Source organism: Vreelandella populi (assembly GCF_003989825.1).
GTDB classification, from domain to species: domain Bacteria; phylum Pseudomonadota; class Gammaproteobacteria; order Pseudomonadales; family Halomonadaceae; genus Vreelandella; species Vreelandella populi.
In genome coordinates this window covers 288,343-306,465 of record NZ_RZHE01000012.1, presented here as the reverse complement: position 1 = coordinate 306,465, position 18,123 = coordinate 288,343, and the positions used below count along the sequence as shown (strand labels likewise).

The following is an 18,123-nucleotide window of genomic DNA, read 5'->3' as shown; positions in this document are numbered from 1 at the left end:
CCACGCGGGTCAGCGTTCGAGGGCTCGAACCCAGGCTGGCTTCTCCGAATGAAATGACGCCAGGAAATCACGCGGGTCGGCGTTCGAGGGCTCGAACCCAGGCTGGCTCTCCGAATGAAATGTCCCAGGAAATCAAGCGGGTCGGCGTTCGAGGGCTCGAACCCAGGCTGGCTCTCCGAATGAAATGACGTCCGGAAACCACGCGGGTCAGCGTTCGAGGGCTCGAACCCAGGCTGGCTTCTCCGAATGAAATGACGCCAGAAAATCACGCGGGTCGGCGTTCGAGGGCTCGAACCTAGGCTGGCTCTCCGAATGAAATGGCGCCAGGAAACCACGCGGGTCAGCGTTCGAGGGCTCGAACCCAGGCTGGCTTCTCCGAATGAAATTACGCCTGGAAACTAAGCAGGCTAGCGTTCGAGGGCTCGAAAAACCGTGGCGAGATTTTGCAAAGCTGATAATCCGTTATGTTGCTCAAGCCCAATAAACCGGGCAGCAAGAATTAAGAAAAGCAGAAACGGATTTGAGCTAAGCGTGTGGAATAAGGTTAAAAAGGGAGCCATTCTTAGGCAGCAAGGCTATACGCCAATAGTGAGACGCACCTACACCTCTTAAAAGTGTACCAGGAAGTTCACATGAAGAAATGAATTATGATGGCATCCGCAAACTGGTTGCGTAAGCCAGAAAAATCAACCGAAAGCCAAATCCGCATGGAACCATGTTTCATGATAGACATTCTTCTATCCATCAATAGGATAAGGCCCAGTCGGGTGGCCTTCTGGGCCTTATGATGTTTGACGACTTTTTTAAACGTAGCTAAGGCTCACAAGTTTCTACAAGCTGAGCCATTTAATCTCGAGTTCCAGAATAAAGTTCTAAGTAGCGGTTTTTAGAAGGTAGTAGATGCTGACGACACAAGTCAGACAGGCGTTCGCGGTCTTCATCACGAATGGCGTCAATCATCAACTGGTGCTCATTCCTAGCTTGAGCTAGTGCATTGCGATCCGTAATCGCGATGAAGCGGATACCATGCGCCTTCTGAGCGAACTCATTAATAGTAGCGTACAGATACTCATTACCGCAGGCCCTAAATAAGGTGCGGTGAAAAGCAATGTTCATATGAAACACCTGCCTCAATTCATGAGCGTCCACAGCTTCGCTGTGACGCTGGTGAACTTCTTCAAGTTCAGTAAGCCATTCCTGTGGAGCCGGCAGTGGTAGCCTACTCACTGCTGCTAGTTCGAGAATCTCGCGCATAGCGTAGATATCCTCAACCTCTTCCGGCGGATAACTCCTGACGAAAGCACCTCTGTTTTTGATGCGCTCAGTTAAACCAATGTTATCAAGTTGGAAGAGAGCCTGACGAACAACGTGTCGCTTGCAGTCGAAGCGCTCCATCATGGCCTCTTCGACCAGCCGCTCACGTGGGTGCAGGCGACCGAGAACGATGTCCTCTTCTATAGCGGCCACAATGTCATCAACACCGTATGTGGAGCTAGAGGTTAGAATCTCGGTGCTGCTCGTAGAGAGCGGCTGGGCGGTTCGGTTCATGATCGCTTTCTCAGCAGCATTAACTGCAGTGCATAGGGATAATAAGTGTAACAAACTCGCTTTCAGGCTTCATGCTGTCTCGGTATCCGGCACGTAGGTTCAGGTCGGCAAGCGCGAAAATCGCAGCCCTCCTCTGCTTGAAGAATTTGCTCCATAAACAGACGTCGATATCCCAATAGCGGTGCCCCGTCCTCTTCGCTCCTAAAGGCCTGCCGCCGAGCATCCAGCTCCGTCTCGTCCACTTCTAGGTTCAACTGATTGTTAGCGACATCCAGCGATATGAAATCACCATCGCGGACCAGCCCTAATGGACCGCCCTCAGCGGATTCTGGGGAGACGTGGAGCACTATAGTGCCTGCCGCGGTGCCACTCATGCGTCCGTCGGAAATGCGCACCATATCTTTGACGCCTTGCGAGGCGAGTTTTTTGGGAATCGGAATGTAACCCGCTTCTGGCATACCTGGTGCCCCTTTGGGCCCGATATTCTGTAGTACTAACACGTCCTTAGCGTGCACATCCAGATCCGGGTCATCGATGCGGTTAGCCAAGTCTTCTAAACCTGTAAACACGACAGCACGACCGCGGTGTGTCATAAGCTCGGCTGAGGCGGCTGATTGCTTAATAATGGCGCCGGACGGTGCCAAGTTGCCACGCAATACGGCTATGCCACCCTGAGCGTAGAGCGGGCTATGCATGGATCGCACGACCTTTTGGTCGATGAGATGGACGGCGGCATCGATGTTTTCACCCAAGGTATGACCATTGATGGTCATGGCGTTCAAGTGTAACAACGGTTTTAGCTCACGTAATAAGGTGGGCAAGCCGCCCGCCCGGTGCAGATCCTCCATGTACCCTTCTCCTGATGGTTTAAGATCCATCAGTACGGGGGTTTCCTGGCTCATTCGGTCAAATGCCTCAAGATCGATATCGATGCCCAAGCGCCCTGCGATAGCGGTCAGATGTATCAACGCATTGGTAGAGCCGCCCAAAGAGAGAAGTACGCGCAGGGCATTTTCGAAAGCTTCAGGAGTAAGGATTTGATCTGGCGTAACGCCTGCATGTGCAAGTGCAACGGCCTGCGCGCCTGACTGTTCTGCAATGCGTTGCCGATCAGCGTAGACGGCCGGGGCGGTGGCGCTGTTGGGCAGCATTATTCCCAGTGTCTCGGCTAGGCAGGCCATGGTGCTTGCGGTGCCCATTACCGAGCAAGTACCCACGGTAGGGACCAGTTTGTCGTTGACTTCGTTAATTTCCGCTTCGTCGATGTCATTACCACGGTAGGAGGCCCAGTAACGGCGGCAGTCGGTGCAGGCTCCGACGCGAGTACCGCGGTGTGAGCCTGCAAGCATGGGACCGGTGACGACTTGGACTGTCGGAACACCGGCGCTAGCGGCGGCCATCAACTGTGCGGGTACTGTCTTATCGCAACCGCCGATCAGCACCACGGCATCCATCGGCTGGGCACGAATCATCTCCTCCGTATCCAATGCCATAAGGTTACGCAGGTACATGCTGGTGGGGTTAGCAAAAGATTCATGAAGAGTAATGGTGGGAAAGTCTACCGGTAAGCCGCCAGCGAGCATGACGCCACGCTTAACGCTCTCGACCAATCCAGGCACATTGCCATGACAGGCATTGTAGCCACTGTAGGTATTGGCAATCCCAATGACCGGACGCGAGAGCGCATCATCCGTATAACCCATGCCCTTAATGAAGGCCTTGCGCAGAAAGAGCGAAAAGTCTGCATCACCATAGTTGGTTAGTCGGTTGGACATGCCCAAGGTGGGGGCTTCAGATGTCGATTCATGACGCTCATTGCCGTTGCTATTGTTTTTAAAGTTCTGGCTCATTGCGGTTTCCTCTACTTTATTCGCGGCTTCTCGGAGGGGTTCGTAAATACGGCTCTTGATCATTAGGCTAGGCGGTATAAATCTAGCTGACAAGATTATTAATAATATTATTGACAATATTATTGATATGCAACTACGTTGGATAGTGCAAGCACGCCTTGCTCAACCATGTGCATCACAACGACAAACAGCACTTGAGGAAATAACAATGCAAATCCGTAGCATTTACACAGCGTCCCTACTATCCGCCCTGATGCTTTCAGGAGCCGCTCAGGCGGAGTATTCAGCAGCTGATGAAATCAAGGTGCTACAAGGGTTCAAGGCAGGTGGAGGCAGCGATACCTTGGCTCAATTGACTCAACCCTTCTTGCGGGAATTGCTGGGCGTAGAATTCATTAATGAATATATGCCGGGCGCTACAGGAGCGATTGCCTGGACTCGACTAACCCATCAGTCGCCTAAAGATGGCAGCGTCATAAGTATCACCAATACCCCGATGCTTATGACGAACTACATCATGAATGATGCCATCAACTACTCGATCGACCAGTTGACACCGATCGCCAACGTGGTAACCGACCCAGGCATTATCGTAGTGCCAGCAAACAGTCCCTATCAAACAGTGGAAGATTTTCTCGCTGCTGCAGAGGAACGCCCCGGCCAAATTACGGTGGCAAACTCGGGGGTCGGTGGAGATGACTTTTTCTCAACCATCATGATTGAGAAAGCCACTGGCCTATCCTTTCAAAAAGTGCCTTTCCAAGGCGATGGTCCCTCCGCTACAGCCGCCCTGGGTAGTAAGGTCGATGCCAGTTTCAATAACCTCGGCAATGTCTTTGGTCATATCCAATCAGGTAGCTTGCGCCCGCTAGCAGTATTTACCCGTGAACGTCTGGATATTCTGCCTGATGTTCCCACCATGCTGGAAAAAGATATCGATGTGGTGGCTGGCTCTTCACGAGGCTATAGCGCACCAGCAGATATTCCCGATGAAGCTCGCGATGAGCTGATTGCTGCCTTTGAAGCCCTCAAAGAAAATGACGAGTTCCAGAAGACAGCTGAAGAACGCGCCATGGTTCTCGACATTCAGACAGGTGACGACTACGGCCAAATGATGCAGGACATGGAAGGCCAATTCGAAGAAATCTGGGCAGATGTCAAGGATGAAGTCAACGAGTAGTAAGGCGCTGCATCCGCAGAGGAATATGGCGGATCGACAAGGGGGTGTGAGATGAACATAAGTCGTCTGGTCTTGGGATTTTTTGCCATTGGCATAGCAGCGACCTTTTATATCACTGCGATGGGCTATCCCGCTAAGGCGGCGAACATGCCCCTTATCTATTCGGCTGTCGTAGCCTTATTAGGAGCGGCGATGGTAGGCCAGGAGGTATTTAGTATCCAGCGGCGTCGCCAGCTGTCAGCCGCTGGAGCAGCAAGCTCCAGCAATGATGCCGCCCCAGAGGAAGAAACCATCAATGGTCAGGCTAGGAACCGTAAGCCATGGAAGGCCATGCTGGCTTTCCTACTGGCCGCGGTCTACCTCTACAGTATTTCGATACTGGGCTACTTAATCGCCACTGTTGGTTTCATGGTAGTGGCGTTAGCGATGATCGGGCATGTCTCTTGGCGCTTTGCCGCCATAGGCATCGTGCTGCTGGTAGCGGTGGTATGTGCGGTTTTCATCGGCTTTCTGGGCCTGCCTGTCCCCCTACTGCCACCCCAGTTTTCCTCATAACGACAATAAGCGCATCTCTTATTCCCGGTTCGCATTGCTTAGCAAGACATTGCAGCGATCTGGGGATGGGTGCCTGACGCAGGCTTCTGGAGTCTAGTCATATGGATAATCTTGTTCTGGTGGGCCTGACCAACGTCATGTCGTTCACCAACATTGCCCTGATCCTGGGCGGTACCCTGCTGGGGCTGTTTGTGGGTGCCATGCCAGGGCTCTCAGCGACTATGGCGCTGGCGCTGCTATTACCCCTCACCTTTGGCATGGACCCCGCGTCGGGTCTTAGCATGTTGGCCTCACTCTATGTGGGGGCCTCCTACGGTGGCTCAATCGCCGCCATTTTGTTGAAGACGCCCGGCACCCCCTCGGCCGCAGCGACAGTTCTCGATGGATTCCCGCTATCGCAACAGGGCCAGGCCGGGAGAGCGTTAGGTGTATCGCTCTTCGCTTCTTTTATCGGTGGCCTGCTGAGCGGCATCGCATTGCTCACTGCAGCACCGTTACTTGGTGTATTGGTGCTCAAGTTTGGCCCTATCGAGCTGTTTGCGATCGCCGTATTGGGTATCACCATCATTGGATCTTTATCACAAGGTTCGGTAATCAGTGGTCTGCTCTCGGGCACCTTGGGTCTACTGTTGAGCACGGTAGGTATGGATCTGATCACCGGCACGCCACGGATGACTTTCGATGTCATTAACTTGTTCTCGGGTATCGAGTTTACCGTAGCGCTTATCGGTCTGTTCTCGATCCCACAGGCGTTGATATTGATCGAGAATGCCCATGGTGCCCAGAAGGTGGCAAGCAAAATCACCGATAGGTTGATTCCGCCTCTCGCTGAGATTCGCCGCTTGTTACCCAATATCTTCCGTTCCAGTGGCATCGGCATCATCACCGGCCTAATTCCGGGTACCGGCGGTGATACTGCCAGTTGGTTCGCTTACAACGAAGCCAAACGCTTTGCCAAAGATAAGAGCCGCTTTGGCAAGGGGGACATCGCTGGGGTGGCGGCACCTGAAGCGGCTAATAATGCGGTGGTGGGCGGTGCATTGATTCCCACCATTGCTCTGGGTATCCCTGGCAGTTCCTCTACTGCCATCCTGCTTGGCGCGCTAATGGTACAGGGCATTCTGCCCGGACCTAACCTGCTTACGGACTATGGGGATGTTACCTATACCCTGATTTGGGCAGTGATTTTTGCCAATATTGGGCTACTGCTAGTGGGGCTGCTGTTTACTCGACTCTGCGTAAGTGTGACACGTGTACCAGACAGCTTTGTGGCTTGCTCGATAATTACGCTGTGCGTGATTGGCGCCTTTGCTATCAACAACAGCTTGTTTGAGGTTGGGCTGATGTTGGGCTTCGGTCTGTTTGGCTATTGGATGAATAAAGCAGGTGTGTCACCAGCACCGATGGTAATCGGTTTGATTCTCGGCCCAGTCATGGAGACCAGCTACCAGCAATCTATGTTAATCGGGCAAGGCAACTTGAGCATCTTTTTGACCAGCCCTATCGCTGTCGTGCTTCTATGCATTGCCGCCCTTTCAGTACTCCAAGCGACACCCTTCTTCCGCTGGGTGCGGGCTGCAATGCGCCCACGTACTCAGACAGAATAACCCTACTCTTAATTCGAGGCTTCATCATGACAACGATAACCGAAGTGCGTGCTCGAACGGTCAATGTACCGCTGGATAACCCCACTAGCTTTTCCAATCGTCAGGTACTCAAGCGCGATTACGTGCTCGTCGAAGTAGTGGGCGATGATGGCCATATAGGCATTGGATTTTGCTACGGCGGCAATAATGCTGGCTCGCTTGTGGCCAATGCGGTAAGGGAATTGCTGTCGCCAGTGCTGTTGGGGGCTGACGCTCATGCAACTGAAGCACTGTGGCAGGCAATGTACCAGGAATCGCTGCTGCATGGTCGCAGCGGTTCGGTAATGCGCGCCATCAGTATTTTGGATACCGCGCTGTGGGATCGTAACGCACGTGCCGCAAAGCTCCCGCTCTATAAATATTTGGGCGCTAGTGACTCACACAGCGTGCCGGCTTACGCCAGTGGCGGCTACTACCTGGACGGTAAGACTCCTGCGATGCTTGGTGAAGAAATGGCTGGCTACGTAGCTAAGGGCTTCACCGCAGTGAAGATGAAAGTGGGCCGAGAAGATTTGGCTGGAGAGGAGGCACGTTTGGCGGCGGTGCGTGAGGCGGTGGGCCCCAATGTGCAAGTGATGATGGACGCCAACAATGCCTGGCGTGATCTGCCGTCGGCACTGGCCTTTATGCGTATGGCAGAACCTTATAATCCGTTCTGGATTGAGGAGCCTTTCAGTCCTGATGACATCGACAATCATCGCCGATTGGCAGAGCGCACCCCAGTTCCGGTGGCCACCGGCGAAATCGAAGCGGGACGCTGGCGCTTCAAAGAGCTGCTGGACAAAGAAGCCGCAATGATTTTGCAGACCGATGCAGCCGTTTGTGGAGGCATCACCGAGTTTCGGCGCATCGCCGCAACGGCTGCCAGCTATGGGGTGGATATTTATCCGCACTGGTTCCACGACTTGCATATCCACCTGGTGGCATCAGCGCCAAACGTGAAGATGGTCGAGTTCTTTGCCGACGATCAGGTGCTTAACTTCAGGAAGCTTGTGGATACACAGTTGGAGTTTTCCGACGGACAACTATTGCTACCTACCGCTCCCGGCCTTGGGTTCGGATTTGATCAGGCTGCTCTTGAGCGCTACGCCATTGAGCCCTGGCACTAATGACCTTACAACAACAAGGAGAATGTCATGTCCCAAACAAGTGGAGACGTCTGGTCACCGGTAATTACTCCCTTCGGCGCAGATCTAGCGCCGGATAGGCAGCGTTTTGTGGCGCATTGCCAGTGGCTAACTTCAAATGGCGTTGGCTTGGCCGTGTTCGGCACCAATTCCGAGGCCAACTCGATGACAGTGGCTGAAAAGCAGACGCTGCTAAAAGCGCTGGTGGATGGCGGTGTCGACCCCACTAGGATTATGCCCGGCACCGGGAGCTGTACAATTGATGATTGCGTGGCGCTGACACGCGAGGCAGTGGACGCTGGCTGTGCCGGCGTGCTGATGCTACCGCCCTTCTACTATAAGGGTATTAGCGACGAAGGCTTGTTTCGCTATTACAGTGAGGTGATCAATCGCGTCGCAAATTCGCGCCTACGGATCTACCTCTACCATATCCCGCCGGTGACTCAGGTGCCGCTATCGCTTGAGCTGATTGAGCGCTTGCGCGACTCCTTCCCAGACATTATTGCCGGCATCAAGGACAGCGGCGGCGACTGGGCTCACACCCAAGCGTTGACCGAGCGCTTTGCCGGGCAGGATTTTGCCGTATATGCCGGCAGCGAGCGGTTCCTGCTGAATACCCTGCGGGCAGGCGGCGCTGGCTGTATCAGCGCCACTGCCAACGTGAATCCGGCGGCCATCGTTGAATTGGCCCGACATTGGCAAGCGGACGATGCCGATGATCGTCAGCAGAGCCTTAATGTTGTGCGCGACCTGTTTGAAAAATATCCACTGATCCCTGGTATGAAGGCGGCAACAGCTTACTTCTCAGGAAAAGACGCTTGGCGGCGTGTGCGACCGCCCTTAGTGGAACTGGAGGAGCAGCGTGCGTCTGAACTTGTGTCTGCGCTTAAAGCGACAGGATTTCAAATGAAGGGCTTAGACGAGGCGAACCATGGCTGAGCAAATGAAATCGTGGCGTATTGTCGCCGTACGACGGCTCAGTAAGGCTCAGCTTGAGGCGCTTTCCGAGGTTGCCAAGGTCGACTACTTCGAGGACGTGGACGAATCAAATCGTGCTGATTTCATGGCAGCGCTTTCCAAGGCTCATGGCCTAATTGGCGGCAAGCTGGAGCTCAACGAGGCAATGTTGGCCGAGGCACCAGCGCTACAAGTGGTTTCCACTATTTCAGTGGGTTATGACCACCTGCCTCTTGGAGCACTTAACCGGCGCGGCATTCTTCTCTGCAATACGCCCGATGTGCTGACTGAAACCACAGCCGATACGGCATTTGCGTTAATTATGGCGACCCAGCGTCGGCTAGTCGAACTAGCCAACATGGTTCGTGAGGGTGGCTGGCGTGCACATATCGGTGCCGAGCACTTCGGAGTGGACGTACATAGCAAAACCCTGGGCATTGTGGGTGCAGGTCGTATTGGTGCAGCGATTGCCCGGCGTGGGGCATTGGGTTTCGGCATGCCCATCCTCTACACAGCTTCTTCCTCTAAGCCTGCGCTTGAACAGCACTTAGGGGCGCAAAGGCGTGAGCTGAATGACCTGTTAGCCGAAGCGGATATCGTCTGCACTAGCGTGCCCTACAACGATGATACACATCACTTAATTGACACTCATGCCCTAGCACGGATGAAACCGACGGCAGCACTCATCAATATTGCGAGAGGTAAGGTGGTCGATGAACCAGCGCTGATCGAAGCACTCCGCTCCGGCGGGATTCGAGCAGCTGGGCTTGACGTTTTCGTAGAGGAACCGCTTCCATCCAATTCGCCACTGACAGCCATGGATAATGTAGTGACGACGCCACACATCGGCTCAGCGACCCATGAAACACGTGAGGCCATGGCACAGTTGGCAGTCGATAACCTACTGGGGGCGCTAATCGGTTGCGGACCGATCAACGCCGTCAATGTGAACGTCTGGCGACGGTCTGCTTCTGACGATAAGGAGGCATAATGCCCCGTCATCTAGAACGTATTTTAAGCCTTGATGATTTTGAGCGGGAAGCACTGCGGCGTTTACCACGACAGCTATTCGGATACGTGGCTAGCGTGGCTGAAGATGGCATTACCGCCCAGTCTAGCCGTGAGGCCTTCGATAACTACGCATTTCTTCCTCGGGCGTTGGTGAACGTTTCCAGTGTATCGACGGAAACCGAACTCTTTGGCCGCCGCTATGCCTACCCTTTCGGTATAGCACCCATGGGCATTAGCGCCCTAACTGCCTATCGAGGAGACCAAGTGCTGGCGCAAGCAGCATCAGAAAGCGGCATCCCCATGATCGTCAGTGGTACATCATTGATACCAATGGAAGAGCTTTCAGGAGCAAAAGGCTCGGATTGGTTTCAAGCTTACCTGCCCGGAACCCCGGAGGAAATCGACGCCCTTCTGGCACGTGTTGAGCAGGCCGGATTTACCAATTTGGTGGTCACAGTAGACTACGCTGTGCCGCCTAACCCTGAGAATCATCGCCGCGCTGGCTTCTCTTCGCCATTGCGCCCTAGTCTTCGGCTAGCTTGGGATGGTGTGGTACGGCCGCGATGGCTATTCGGGACTTTTCTGAAGACATTGTGGCATCACGGTATTCCGCATTTCGAAAATAATGCGGCGACACGTGGCGTGCCGGTACTGGCAAAGAACGTCAACCGTGATTTTTCGGGCCGTCGGCATCTTGATTGGTCGACGCTCGATCAGGTTCGGACACGGTGGAAAGGTAATCTAGTGGTAAAAGGTATTCTGCATCCTGACGATGCACGGCGTGCTGTCAGTGCGGGTGCCGATGGTTTAATAGTTTCCAATCACGGAGGCCGACAGCTCGATGGCACTGTGGCCCCACTCACTATGTTGCCGGAAGTGCTGGAGGCGGTCTCTGGAACAGTGCCTGTTATGATTGACGGTAGCTTCCGCCGCGGTAGCCAGGTACTCAAAGCTCTGTCGTTGGGGGCAAGCTTTGTGTTTCTGGGTCGCCCCTTCAATTATGCGGCCTGCATCGCTGGCGAAGCCGGTGTGAAGAAGGCTGCCATGTTGCTGGGTAGCGAAATAGAACGCAATATGGCGCTGCTGGGTATTACCAGCGTAAGCAAGCTGACCTCTGAGTTATTACGGCGTCAATGACCTGCTTTGCCCAACAAAAAGGTAACCAAGCGAATAGGGCGCTGTATTTTTATTCGATCAACATTGCTTATGGAGATTGGTCGCTGGGTGCTCCCGGTCATAACCAGAAATTTAGCTAGCTTAGCGAGGGTATGGGTAGCGGCAACACCCACACAAACAGGAATGCCGGTGCCGCGGAGGATCTTTCAGCGCGGCGACTTGGCGTGCTCCAGCAGCGCTTTAGGCTTGCAGTTATCCATACGCACGAATATTTCATCAATGGAGTAGGGCTCTACCCCGGCTGTCTCCTACTCCAGGATCTCCAGAAGGATGCGGCAACGGAATGAGCCCCAGCCATGGATGAATGGGGGGTTTGTGATGCAAACTTGAAGATATGGTTACTACTTCTTTTTTAATAACTTTACACCGATTGCGACAGCACCTATCGCTATGGGGACTATCACTTCTGTAACTTTTTTCCATTTATGCGATGCTTCTGATTCGCAGGCAGGACATTTATCAATTTCACCCGGCATCAATTCGCGTTGACACTTCTTACAGTTTTGCATCAACCATCTCCATAATCTCGCTACCCTTAAATTGAATTTCAATAGGCATGGGTGCCTCTGAGCTGATCATTTTTAATTGTGAAATACCATTATTTATATGGGTTTCATTTTCAATAAAGGTTTTCCACGATTGCTCTGGATAAGCGTTTCCTTCAGCAGGAACTAGTCGAGATCGATTGAAAGCGATCTCTACGCCTGCCACTCGAATTTCTTGCATACATTCTTCTAAGACTTTTGCTGCTAGCTTGCTTTCACCGATGTGCACATAACATTGGACTATTGACTGAATGCCGTGAAGGCAAGCTTGAAAAGACTCAATCGCAACTACATGATTTTTCTTTGCTTCTGAAGATTTTTTGCTGATCCAGTTATCAAAAAAAGAGAGCTTTTCCTCGGGCAGCTTTTGAATTTGATTAGCGAGGGAAGACAGGTTTTTAGTAAGGCCAACACGAAGCAAAGGGATAGATCTTCTGATTTGTTCGTCCTTGTTCTCAGAGTTTTGCATCTCTAGGGCATCTTCATAGGTTTTTATGGCCCCTTTGAGCTCACCTAGCCTATCCCTGTGGAGCTCTCCAATGATTTCGGAAATGCCCTGCTCAATCCTATTAAGCTGCATCGCAATGCTAACAAGCATTACTTGTGCACCAACTGCTTGAGCGGCTTTCACCATATTCGGGTTTACTTCAGAAAATTTTGCATGTTGTTTTATTTTCTTATCTTTATAAAAAACACCTTTTACGTTACCCGCTTGATCACGATAGAGGCTGGCTCCCTCCGGTGTCATTACGAGCTTGTATAAGGTGCCTTGATTAAATTGAGATACGAGATTTGGCAAGCCACTCAGACAGCGCATCTCGCTGAGCAACGACTTTCTACGGCTTTGAAATGCGCTTTTCTGGTGCTGATCGACCACTTCTCGTTCTAGCTCAAGAGGTATGACTGCATTGGGTGGATGTTGGCCCGTCATTGTGATTCTCCGATCTGGTGTCGAGCCCTAATTTTCTAAGGCATGCCAAGAATTATTAGGTTAAAACAATGAGGGGGGTTAGTTCCAGAGCATTTTGGTAAGTACACCGAACACGATGAGTTTGGGTCATACAAAGAAGCTTATCGATACGATAGGTGAAAAGATGGTTCATCTGGCCATTGTAAGTTGAAATTAGCGGTTAATCCTTCAGGCTAATATTATACTGTTCCTCACCTCACACCTTACCTGCATCCCAAAGCCATCATCATTCAGCGAGTGCGTGACCTCGCTAACCAGCCAGGCAGTGGCGTCTATCTCAGGTTTTAGCCGCTGAGGGTTAGCGGTGACTCCGGCAGTATGTCTGCCCGCCCAGTGCTAGCGTCAGCTCAAGCTCTGCAATGTCTCGTTGGATGCTCTGCCATTCGGCGGTGGCGTCGTCTTCCGTGGTGAAGGTGGGGCGCAGCCGCTTGGCGTTTTCCTGGGTACCGGCCAAGTACGGTTTTGCGCTCTACGCCTCTTGTACCGTTACAGTAGGCTTTCACGCCATCTTAGGCGTCGTGATCGTTAACATTGTAGCGCCGTCACGGCGGGGGGTAACGGTGGGCATTGTGCTACCGCTGGTGGTTAGCACTTTGCCCTGCCATAGTGAGCAGCTAGAGGTTAGCAATATGTGAGGAAAGAATTATAGTTAGAGCGAAATCTCATAAACGTATTATTCATCCATTGATATATCATCAATCTCTATCCCGACGTATTAGTTCCCCGTCGTTTCATAATGCTCCTTGATCAAAGCCAACATCTGCATCTGGTGCTGTGCAATAGCACTAGCGTCCCATTCCTTGTCGGCACTGCCACTAAAAATGTGGGCTAGTTTAAGTGAGTCATAACGGGGCTTACCCTTGAAGTCTTCTCGTTTTTTGCCCACACGTTGGTTGCTGTATGAAGAGTTCTCGCTAGGGCTTAGCAGCACTAAGTTGCCAAAGCCATCTCGGTGTACCTTAGCCAGTTCAACACCGAACTCTTCCTTCTGAGGATGAACGTGCTCCACAGAGTTCTTTGAAGTGATCCGATAGGCCGCCAGCTTGGATGCTTCATAAACACCGAAGCGACTGCGCTCTCGCCAAAGGATGTATTCCAATTTTTGGAACCAGTAATGTTCAAAACGAGTGCCGTTGGGTTCCTTCAAATATTCGATAATATTGTCAATACCTTGCATGGCAAAGTCTTCACCAGTCAATAGCGCAAAACTAGCCATCTTCTGACTAGCTTGAGCTAAGGATAACTGATTATCAATGTGCTCCAGTAACGACAATACCTGCGTTTGTTTCATTTTTTCGCAGGCTACTAACGTACCTAGAAACGGAGTCAGCCAATATTGTGCACTTCGTTCGCCAGTGAAGTTGCGCACACTCTGCAGTTGGCTTAAGTCGCTGCTTTCTAGCTGGGTACGGTTCAGCCCCCCACCATCGCTGATGCGGCTCTTATTTACGCTTGTCTGGCGCAAATTCCAGATTTGGTTGTCAACTTCTGGTAACCATTTCACCACCCATAGATCGAACTGATAACGCACTGTCCAAAGGCATTCGATGAAGGCTTTAGCATGCTTCTCAGTGGCACTGGAGATGAAGTCTGCAAAGTAGTCATTGAGTCGACTGTCATGCAGGCGCACTTCGACATCGCCTTGGCGCTGCTGACTAAGATAAATGCGATAAGTATGCATCAGCAGAAGGTTGAAACTGATGATTGAACGACAATAACTCTCAGGCTCCTCCCGTGCTTTTGGCTTGCTCACCTCAACCTCCGACAGTTTAGCCAACTGTGCAATGGTCATGCCCTGCACATGCTTGGAGTGGACGCGCTTGAGCGGGAAGGAAGCAACACAGTGGTTGGCCAGATCAGGCTGTTTCAGGCGTCTCCAGTCTGCGTCCGGAAAGACCTTGCGCAGGTTGCGTTCGAAGAAATCGTCCATGTTTTCACAGGCCTGCCAAATCGCGTCGAAGCGCTGCTTCTGCGTCTCGATTACAGCCAGTAAACGAGACTTAAGAATATCGCTATGCTCCAACTGCACGCCACTGTTGTTCATAGTTGAGAACAGCCGGTTCAGGTCCATGCCGTGAGGCATGATGTTGTTCACCCATCGAACCTTCAAAAACAGATATTCCGCCACTTCGGCCAGATACGCTTCATCATGGTCATTAACCAGTTCGTCTAACCGATCGGAAAGCGCCTTGCGCGCAGCAGAAAGGTGTTTGATATAGTCTTCATCCGCTTCAGAGAACCTGTCAGTATTTTCTTCATGCTCAAGACCAGCCCACGCCGCAAACAGCCGCTGCACTTCGTCACGAATGGCAAAATGGAGCCGGGGCTGTTTACTCCATACGATAAATTTCGCCAGTGAGTTATCGGGCACTACAGCAGTCAGCGCGAGGGCAATCAGCATCAACGTGGTCATGCGTTGCTGACCGTCGATCACTTCATAAAGGGAATGGGCTTGCCCGGAATCGCGTTGGGAGACGGCGGATGTCAGTACCGTGCCTATATAGTAATGCGGCGCGTCGGTATTGTAGGCCACTATAATCTGATTCAGCAGGTCGACCACATACTCGCTCGGCCAGACAAAAGGGCGCTGGTAGCTGGGGATAACCAGTGTGATCTCTTCATCGGATAACAAGGCCGGTGTCTGTACACAGGAGTGAACATTAGTATTCATTTCGTACCTGCTAAGCTGGAAGAGCGTTTTTTAAACATTTCGCTGATGGCCTGCTTAAGTTCAACATCAAAGTTTGTATGCAGCGCTTCGCCTGGCTCGTTCAAGCTCATTGAAAAGTATGCCTGTACAGTACGCACGAACCGATACTTCACACCGTTCTCATCTAACCTCTCGGCAATGGAATAACTAAATCCCTGTAAGGTCTCGATTAGTTCGTCATGAGTATAGCTGTAGGCGATCCAGTCCAACACTGGATTAAGCTCGACAAAGCTCTGAGCGGTGCTTTCACGCACGGCCTTTTCATTGCTCAGTCGTGGTGAAAATATCACTCTAAACAACCAGTACCCTGCTTCTAATAACCTTTGACGACCAAACTGGCTGACATATAGCAACACGGCACAATCAAAGAGCTTGCGTAAAAAAACGCTGCCGTTGGCCTGTACTATCAGTTTGTCGTAGAACTGGTGAAAAGACTTAAGGCTGATGTCATCGCGCCTAATCAATACCGCTCGCCGCAGCTCATGGAAATAATCGAAGTAATGTATGGTGTTGGTTCCAGTATTAAGCGGCTGTCGCATCGCGTATCCACTGTCGATATGCAAGGATTGGCTCGCCCCAATATGGCTGACTCGCGCTGTGCGGTATGCCAAGTCCTGACCTTGCCCGGTGCGCTCGGCTAGCTCCTCAACAATCTCCTCGCGTAACTTCAGCGGCTGGCGATGGCTTGAGAGCTTGCGCCATTTTAAGCGCTGCCAGTGGCGCGCTTTCATCAGCGAATCCATCGTGTCGTCAAGCTTGCCCCAGGCCTCCCAACGCCTTGCTTGTGTGTCCTGTTCCTGTCCCGGCACCCCACGCAAATGATGCGCCTTGAGGATCGATGGGCCGTCTAGCCGGATCCCACCGGTGTTCTGCGTTTCGAAAAAACGGTATGCATCATCTTCGCTGCGAGTGACGACCAAAGTGATGTTCACCCGGTTAAAGTCCACCGTAGGCATTGACTGTTTCTCTAGCCAGCGCAAATTGCGCAGGGCTTGGGCCTGGGACTCGGGGGAGGTCAACTCGATGCCTTTGGCGAGATTACGCTGCTTCTGTACATATGACAGCAATGCCAAGCTAATCAGGCGCTGCTGACCATCAATGATATTCAAAAAATCTGCGCGCATTCTTGGTGGACGCGACTGGTGGATGATGATGCTGCCCAAGTAGAAATCGTGCTTTATAGGCGTTCCTTTCGTAGGTGGTGAGAAGTACTCGCTGAGATCGTTCATTAATCGTTGCAGATGTTTGATCTGCCAACGGTAAGGACGCTGATATTCGGGGATGTTCAAGCGCCCTTTTATATAGCGACCGTCGCTACCGAGGATCGACTCCCCGCCAAGTAAAGCGGCAATGGAGGTGCTTGCCACGACTATATTAGGGGCGACATGGTCTCTTTCTAGAGATTGATTTTCGTCCTCGGAGGGCTTCGTCATGTGTATCGTTTTTCCAGGAGTTCGCGAAACATGTGGTTGAGGTAAAATTAGAACCATTACCAAATAAGGACTAGATGATCTCAGTCAGGCTACGTCAAAGCAAGCTTAGCTAGCGCATGCGGAGTTCTTAGTCATCAAGAGGACATCTCACGTCCTCAACCTTCTAATTTCCGATACTGACCAGGGCAATGTGGAACCGTAGATGTCGCTTAATACTATCCAGGTCGTCGTATGAGGTTCTGTTGGAGCGTTTCGGCGCAAGTGAATCCTGGTTCCAAGCTACTTTGTTTACTAAGTTGCTGAATGATTTCGTCTCTGAAGGAAACTTGGTCCGAGCCAGTGAGGCTTTCGTTAGCTATCCTGAACTCACCAGCTGGACTTAAAAAAAGAACTGATCCACGCGCCTATAAACTCTGCGAATCACCCCGCAGTACTCCTAAAAAACTATCATCACGGTTACCTCAACTGCGTTCCATCTAATCGCCGTTTGCAACGTGAGGAGCGAACTCAGAAGCGGTGGTGGTCGCTCTGGTTCTCCAAAGAAGAATATTTGAATTCAGGATATGAGGTTGTCATCTTAAAAATGAAGATTTCTAGCCTTGCACTTCTAAGAAGTCTGTAAAAGTACACTCAGTGTACTTTTAGAGCACATTTGTAGCGATGTAATATTTACTATTGTTGGCATGAAGTAATAGTGTCAATGCCAAGTGCGCTGAGAGTATCTGTGGAGTACTGAAAAGTACACTCAGCGTACTTTTAGTGCTGGTAAAAAACCACGCATTATTTGAACAATCATCTTGGTTACAAAATTTAAAACAAGTGACCACTAATAGCTGATGTGGTATCTGGTGCAAATAAAAATCATATTCCCATGCAATACCGCATCGCGCGACCCTTCTATGCAACTACTACTTGCATGAGAGGGGTTGGCGATGCATTAGAATTTTTAAGAAGAGCTTTAATACTATTAGTGGATAGGGTAACTGGTACAATTAAAAAACGACATTCTCATGCAATACCGTACCGTGCCCCCCTTTCGTGCAACTACTACTTGCATGAGAGGGGGGCACGATGCATTAGCTTTTAGAAGAGTTCTCACGATATTTTTTCCAAATTATTGTACTTCCATGCAACTACTACTTGCATGGAAGGGGGGTATCTTACATCACGCTGCGCTAATTGCATGAAAGGGGCTTTAATGCAATAGATAGTTACTTGCATAGAAGAGGGACGGCCTACCATGGACGCGCGGAACGAGAAGATGGGCAAGGGAACGGTACGCCTGGGCCTACCTGAAAAGAACGCTCCCTAGCATCTACGCTGCACGATCCGACGCCCGCGCTATACGACGAATTGGGATGAATTGATGAAGGTCTATACCGATGAGGAGGCGGCTAAGCGGAATAGTAGTTATC

General features: G+C 51.5%; 13 protein-coding genes. 8 read left to right on the top strand and 5 right to left on the bottom strand.

Annotated elements, in window-relative coordinates; genetic code table 11:
• Nucleotides 1–846 precede the first annotated feature (846 nt).
• Nucleotides 847–1,548 carry a GntR family transcriptional regulator gene (locus ELY25_RS13610; RefSeq protein WP_126951802.1) on the bottom strand — a complete coding sequence of 234 codons (702 nt, stop codon included), beginning with the start codon at nucleotides 1,546–1,548 and terminating at the stop codon, nucleotides 847–849.
• A gap of 62 nt (nucleotides 1,549–1,610) precedes the next feature.
• Complete coding sequence (locus ELY25_RS13605) at nucleotides 1,611–3,398, bottom strand: IlvD/Edd family dehydratase (RefSeq protein WP_126951801.1); 1,788 nt, start codon at nucleotides 3,396–3,398, stop codon at nucleotides 1,611–1,613.
• A gap of 208 nt (nucleotides 3,399–3,606) precedes the next feature.
• Here ELY25_RS13605 and ELY25_RS13600 point away from each other — a divergent pair, with 208 nt between their 5' ends.
• The 7 genes from ELY25_RS13600 to ELY25_RS13570 all read left to right on the top strand — a co-directional run bounded on the left by ELY25_RS13600 (nucleotide 3,607) and on the right by ELY25_RS13570 (nucleotide 11,011).
• A complete protein-coding gene (locus ELY25_RS13600) occupies nucleotides 3,607–4,578 on the top strand; it encodes a tripartite tricarboxylate transporter substrate binding protein (RefSeq protein ID WP_126951800.1) in 972 nt (323 codons plus the stop codon).
• 51 nt (nucleotides 4,579–4,629) lie between these two features.
• A complete protein-coding gene (locus tag ELY25_RS13595) occupies nucleotides 4,630–5,133 on the top strand; it encodes a tripartite tricarboxylate transporter TctB family protein (RefSeq protein WP_126951799.1) in 504 nt (167 codons plus the stop codon).
• 101 nt (nucleotides 5,134–5,234) lie between these two features.
• Nucleotides 5,235–6,740 (top strand): tripartite tricarboxylate transporter permease, encoded by a 1,506-nt coding sequence (locus ELY25_RS13590; RefSeq protein WP_126951798.1) that lies wholly within the window; start codon nucleotides 5,235–5,237, stop codon nucleotides 6,738–6,740.
• A gap of 26 nt (nucleotides 6,741–6,766) precedes the next feature.
• Nucleotides 6,767–7,888 carry a mandelate racemase/muconate lactonizing enzyme family protein gene (locus ELY25_RS13585; protein ID WP_126951797.1) on the top strand — a complete coding sequence of 374 codons (1,122 nt, stop codon included), beginning with the start codon at nucleotides 6,767–6,769 and terminating at the stop codon, nucleotides 7,886–7,888.
• A gap of 27 nt (nucleotides 7,889–7,915) precedes the next feature.
• Nucleotides 7,916–8,845, top strand: coding sequence for a dihydrodipicolinate synthase family protein (locus ELY25_RS13580; RefSeq protein ID WP_126951796.1), 930 nt, complete (start codon nucleotides 7,916–7,918; stop codon nucleotides 8,843–8,845).
• Nucleotides 8,838–9,854, top strand: a complete 1,017-nt coding sequence (locus tag ELY25_RS13575; protein WP_236995740.1) for a 2-hydroxyacid dehydrogenase — start codon at nucleotides 8,838–8,840, stop codon at nucleotides 9,852–9,854. Before ELY25_RS13580 ends, ELY25_RS13575 begins: the two co-directional genes overlap by 8 nt.
• Nucleotides 9,854–11,011 (top strand): alpha-hydroxy acid oxidase, encoded by a 1,158-nt coding sequence (locus ELY25_RS13570; RefSeq protein ID WP_126951795.1) that lies wholly within the window; start codon nucleotides 9,854–9,856, stop codon nucleotides 11,009–11,011. Before ELY25_RS13575 ends, ELY25_RS13570 begins: the two co-directional genes overlap by 1 nt.
• Nucleotides 11,012–11,545: 534 nt before the next feature.
• Here ELY25_RS13570 and ELY25_RS13565 read toward each other — a convergent pair.
• On the bottom strand, nucleotides 11,546–12,526 hold the full coding sequence (locus ELY25_RS13565; protein WP_126951794.1) for a hypothetical protein: 981 nt from the start codon (nucleotides 12,524–12,526) through the stop codon (nucleotides 11,546–11,548).
• A 398-nt stretch (nucleotides 12,527–12,924) separates the two neighbouring features.
• On the opposite strand from ELY25_RS13565, the gene ELY25_RS13560 reads away from it, so the two are divergent.
• The gene (locus tag ELY25_RS13560; protein ID WP_126951793.1) at nucleotides 12,925–13,200 is read left to right on the top strand and encodes a hypothetical protein; all 276 of its coding nucleotides are present in this window, start codon (nucleotides 12,925–12,927) and stop codon (nucleotides 13,198–13,200) included.
• 80 nt (nucleotides 13,201–13,280) lie between these two features.
• On the opposite strand, the gene ELY25_RS13555 is transcribed toward ELY25_RS13560, so the two are convergent.
• Together ELY25_RS13555 and ELY25_RS13550 are read right to left on the bottom strand one after the other, a co-directional pair.
• Complete coding sequence (locus ELY25_RS13555) at nucleotides 13,281–15,236, bottom strand: DUF262 domain-containing protein (RefSeq protein ID WP_126951792.1); 1,956 nt, start codon at nucleotides 15,234–15,236, stop codon at nucleotides 13,281–13,283.
• A complete protein-coding gene (locus ELY25_RS13550; RefSeq protein ID WP_185859321.1) occupies nucleotides 15,233–16,708 on the bottom strand; it encodes a DUF262 domain-containing protein in 1,476 nt (491 codons plus the stop codon). Before ELY25_RS13550 ends, ELY25_RS13555 begins: the two co-directional genes overlap by 4 nt.
• Nucleotides 16,709–18,123 lie beyond the last annotated feature (1,415 nt).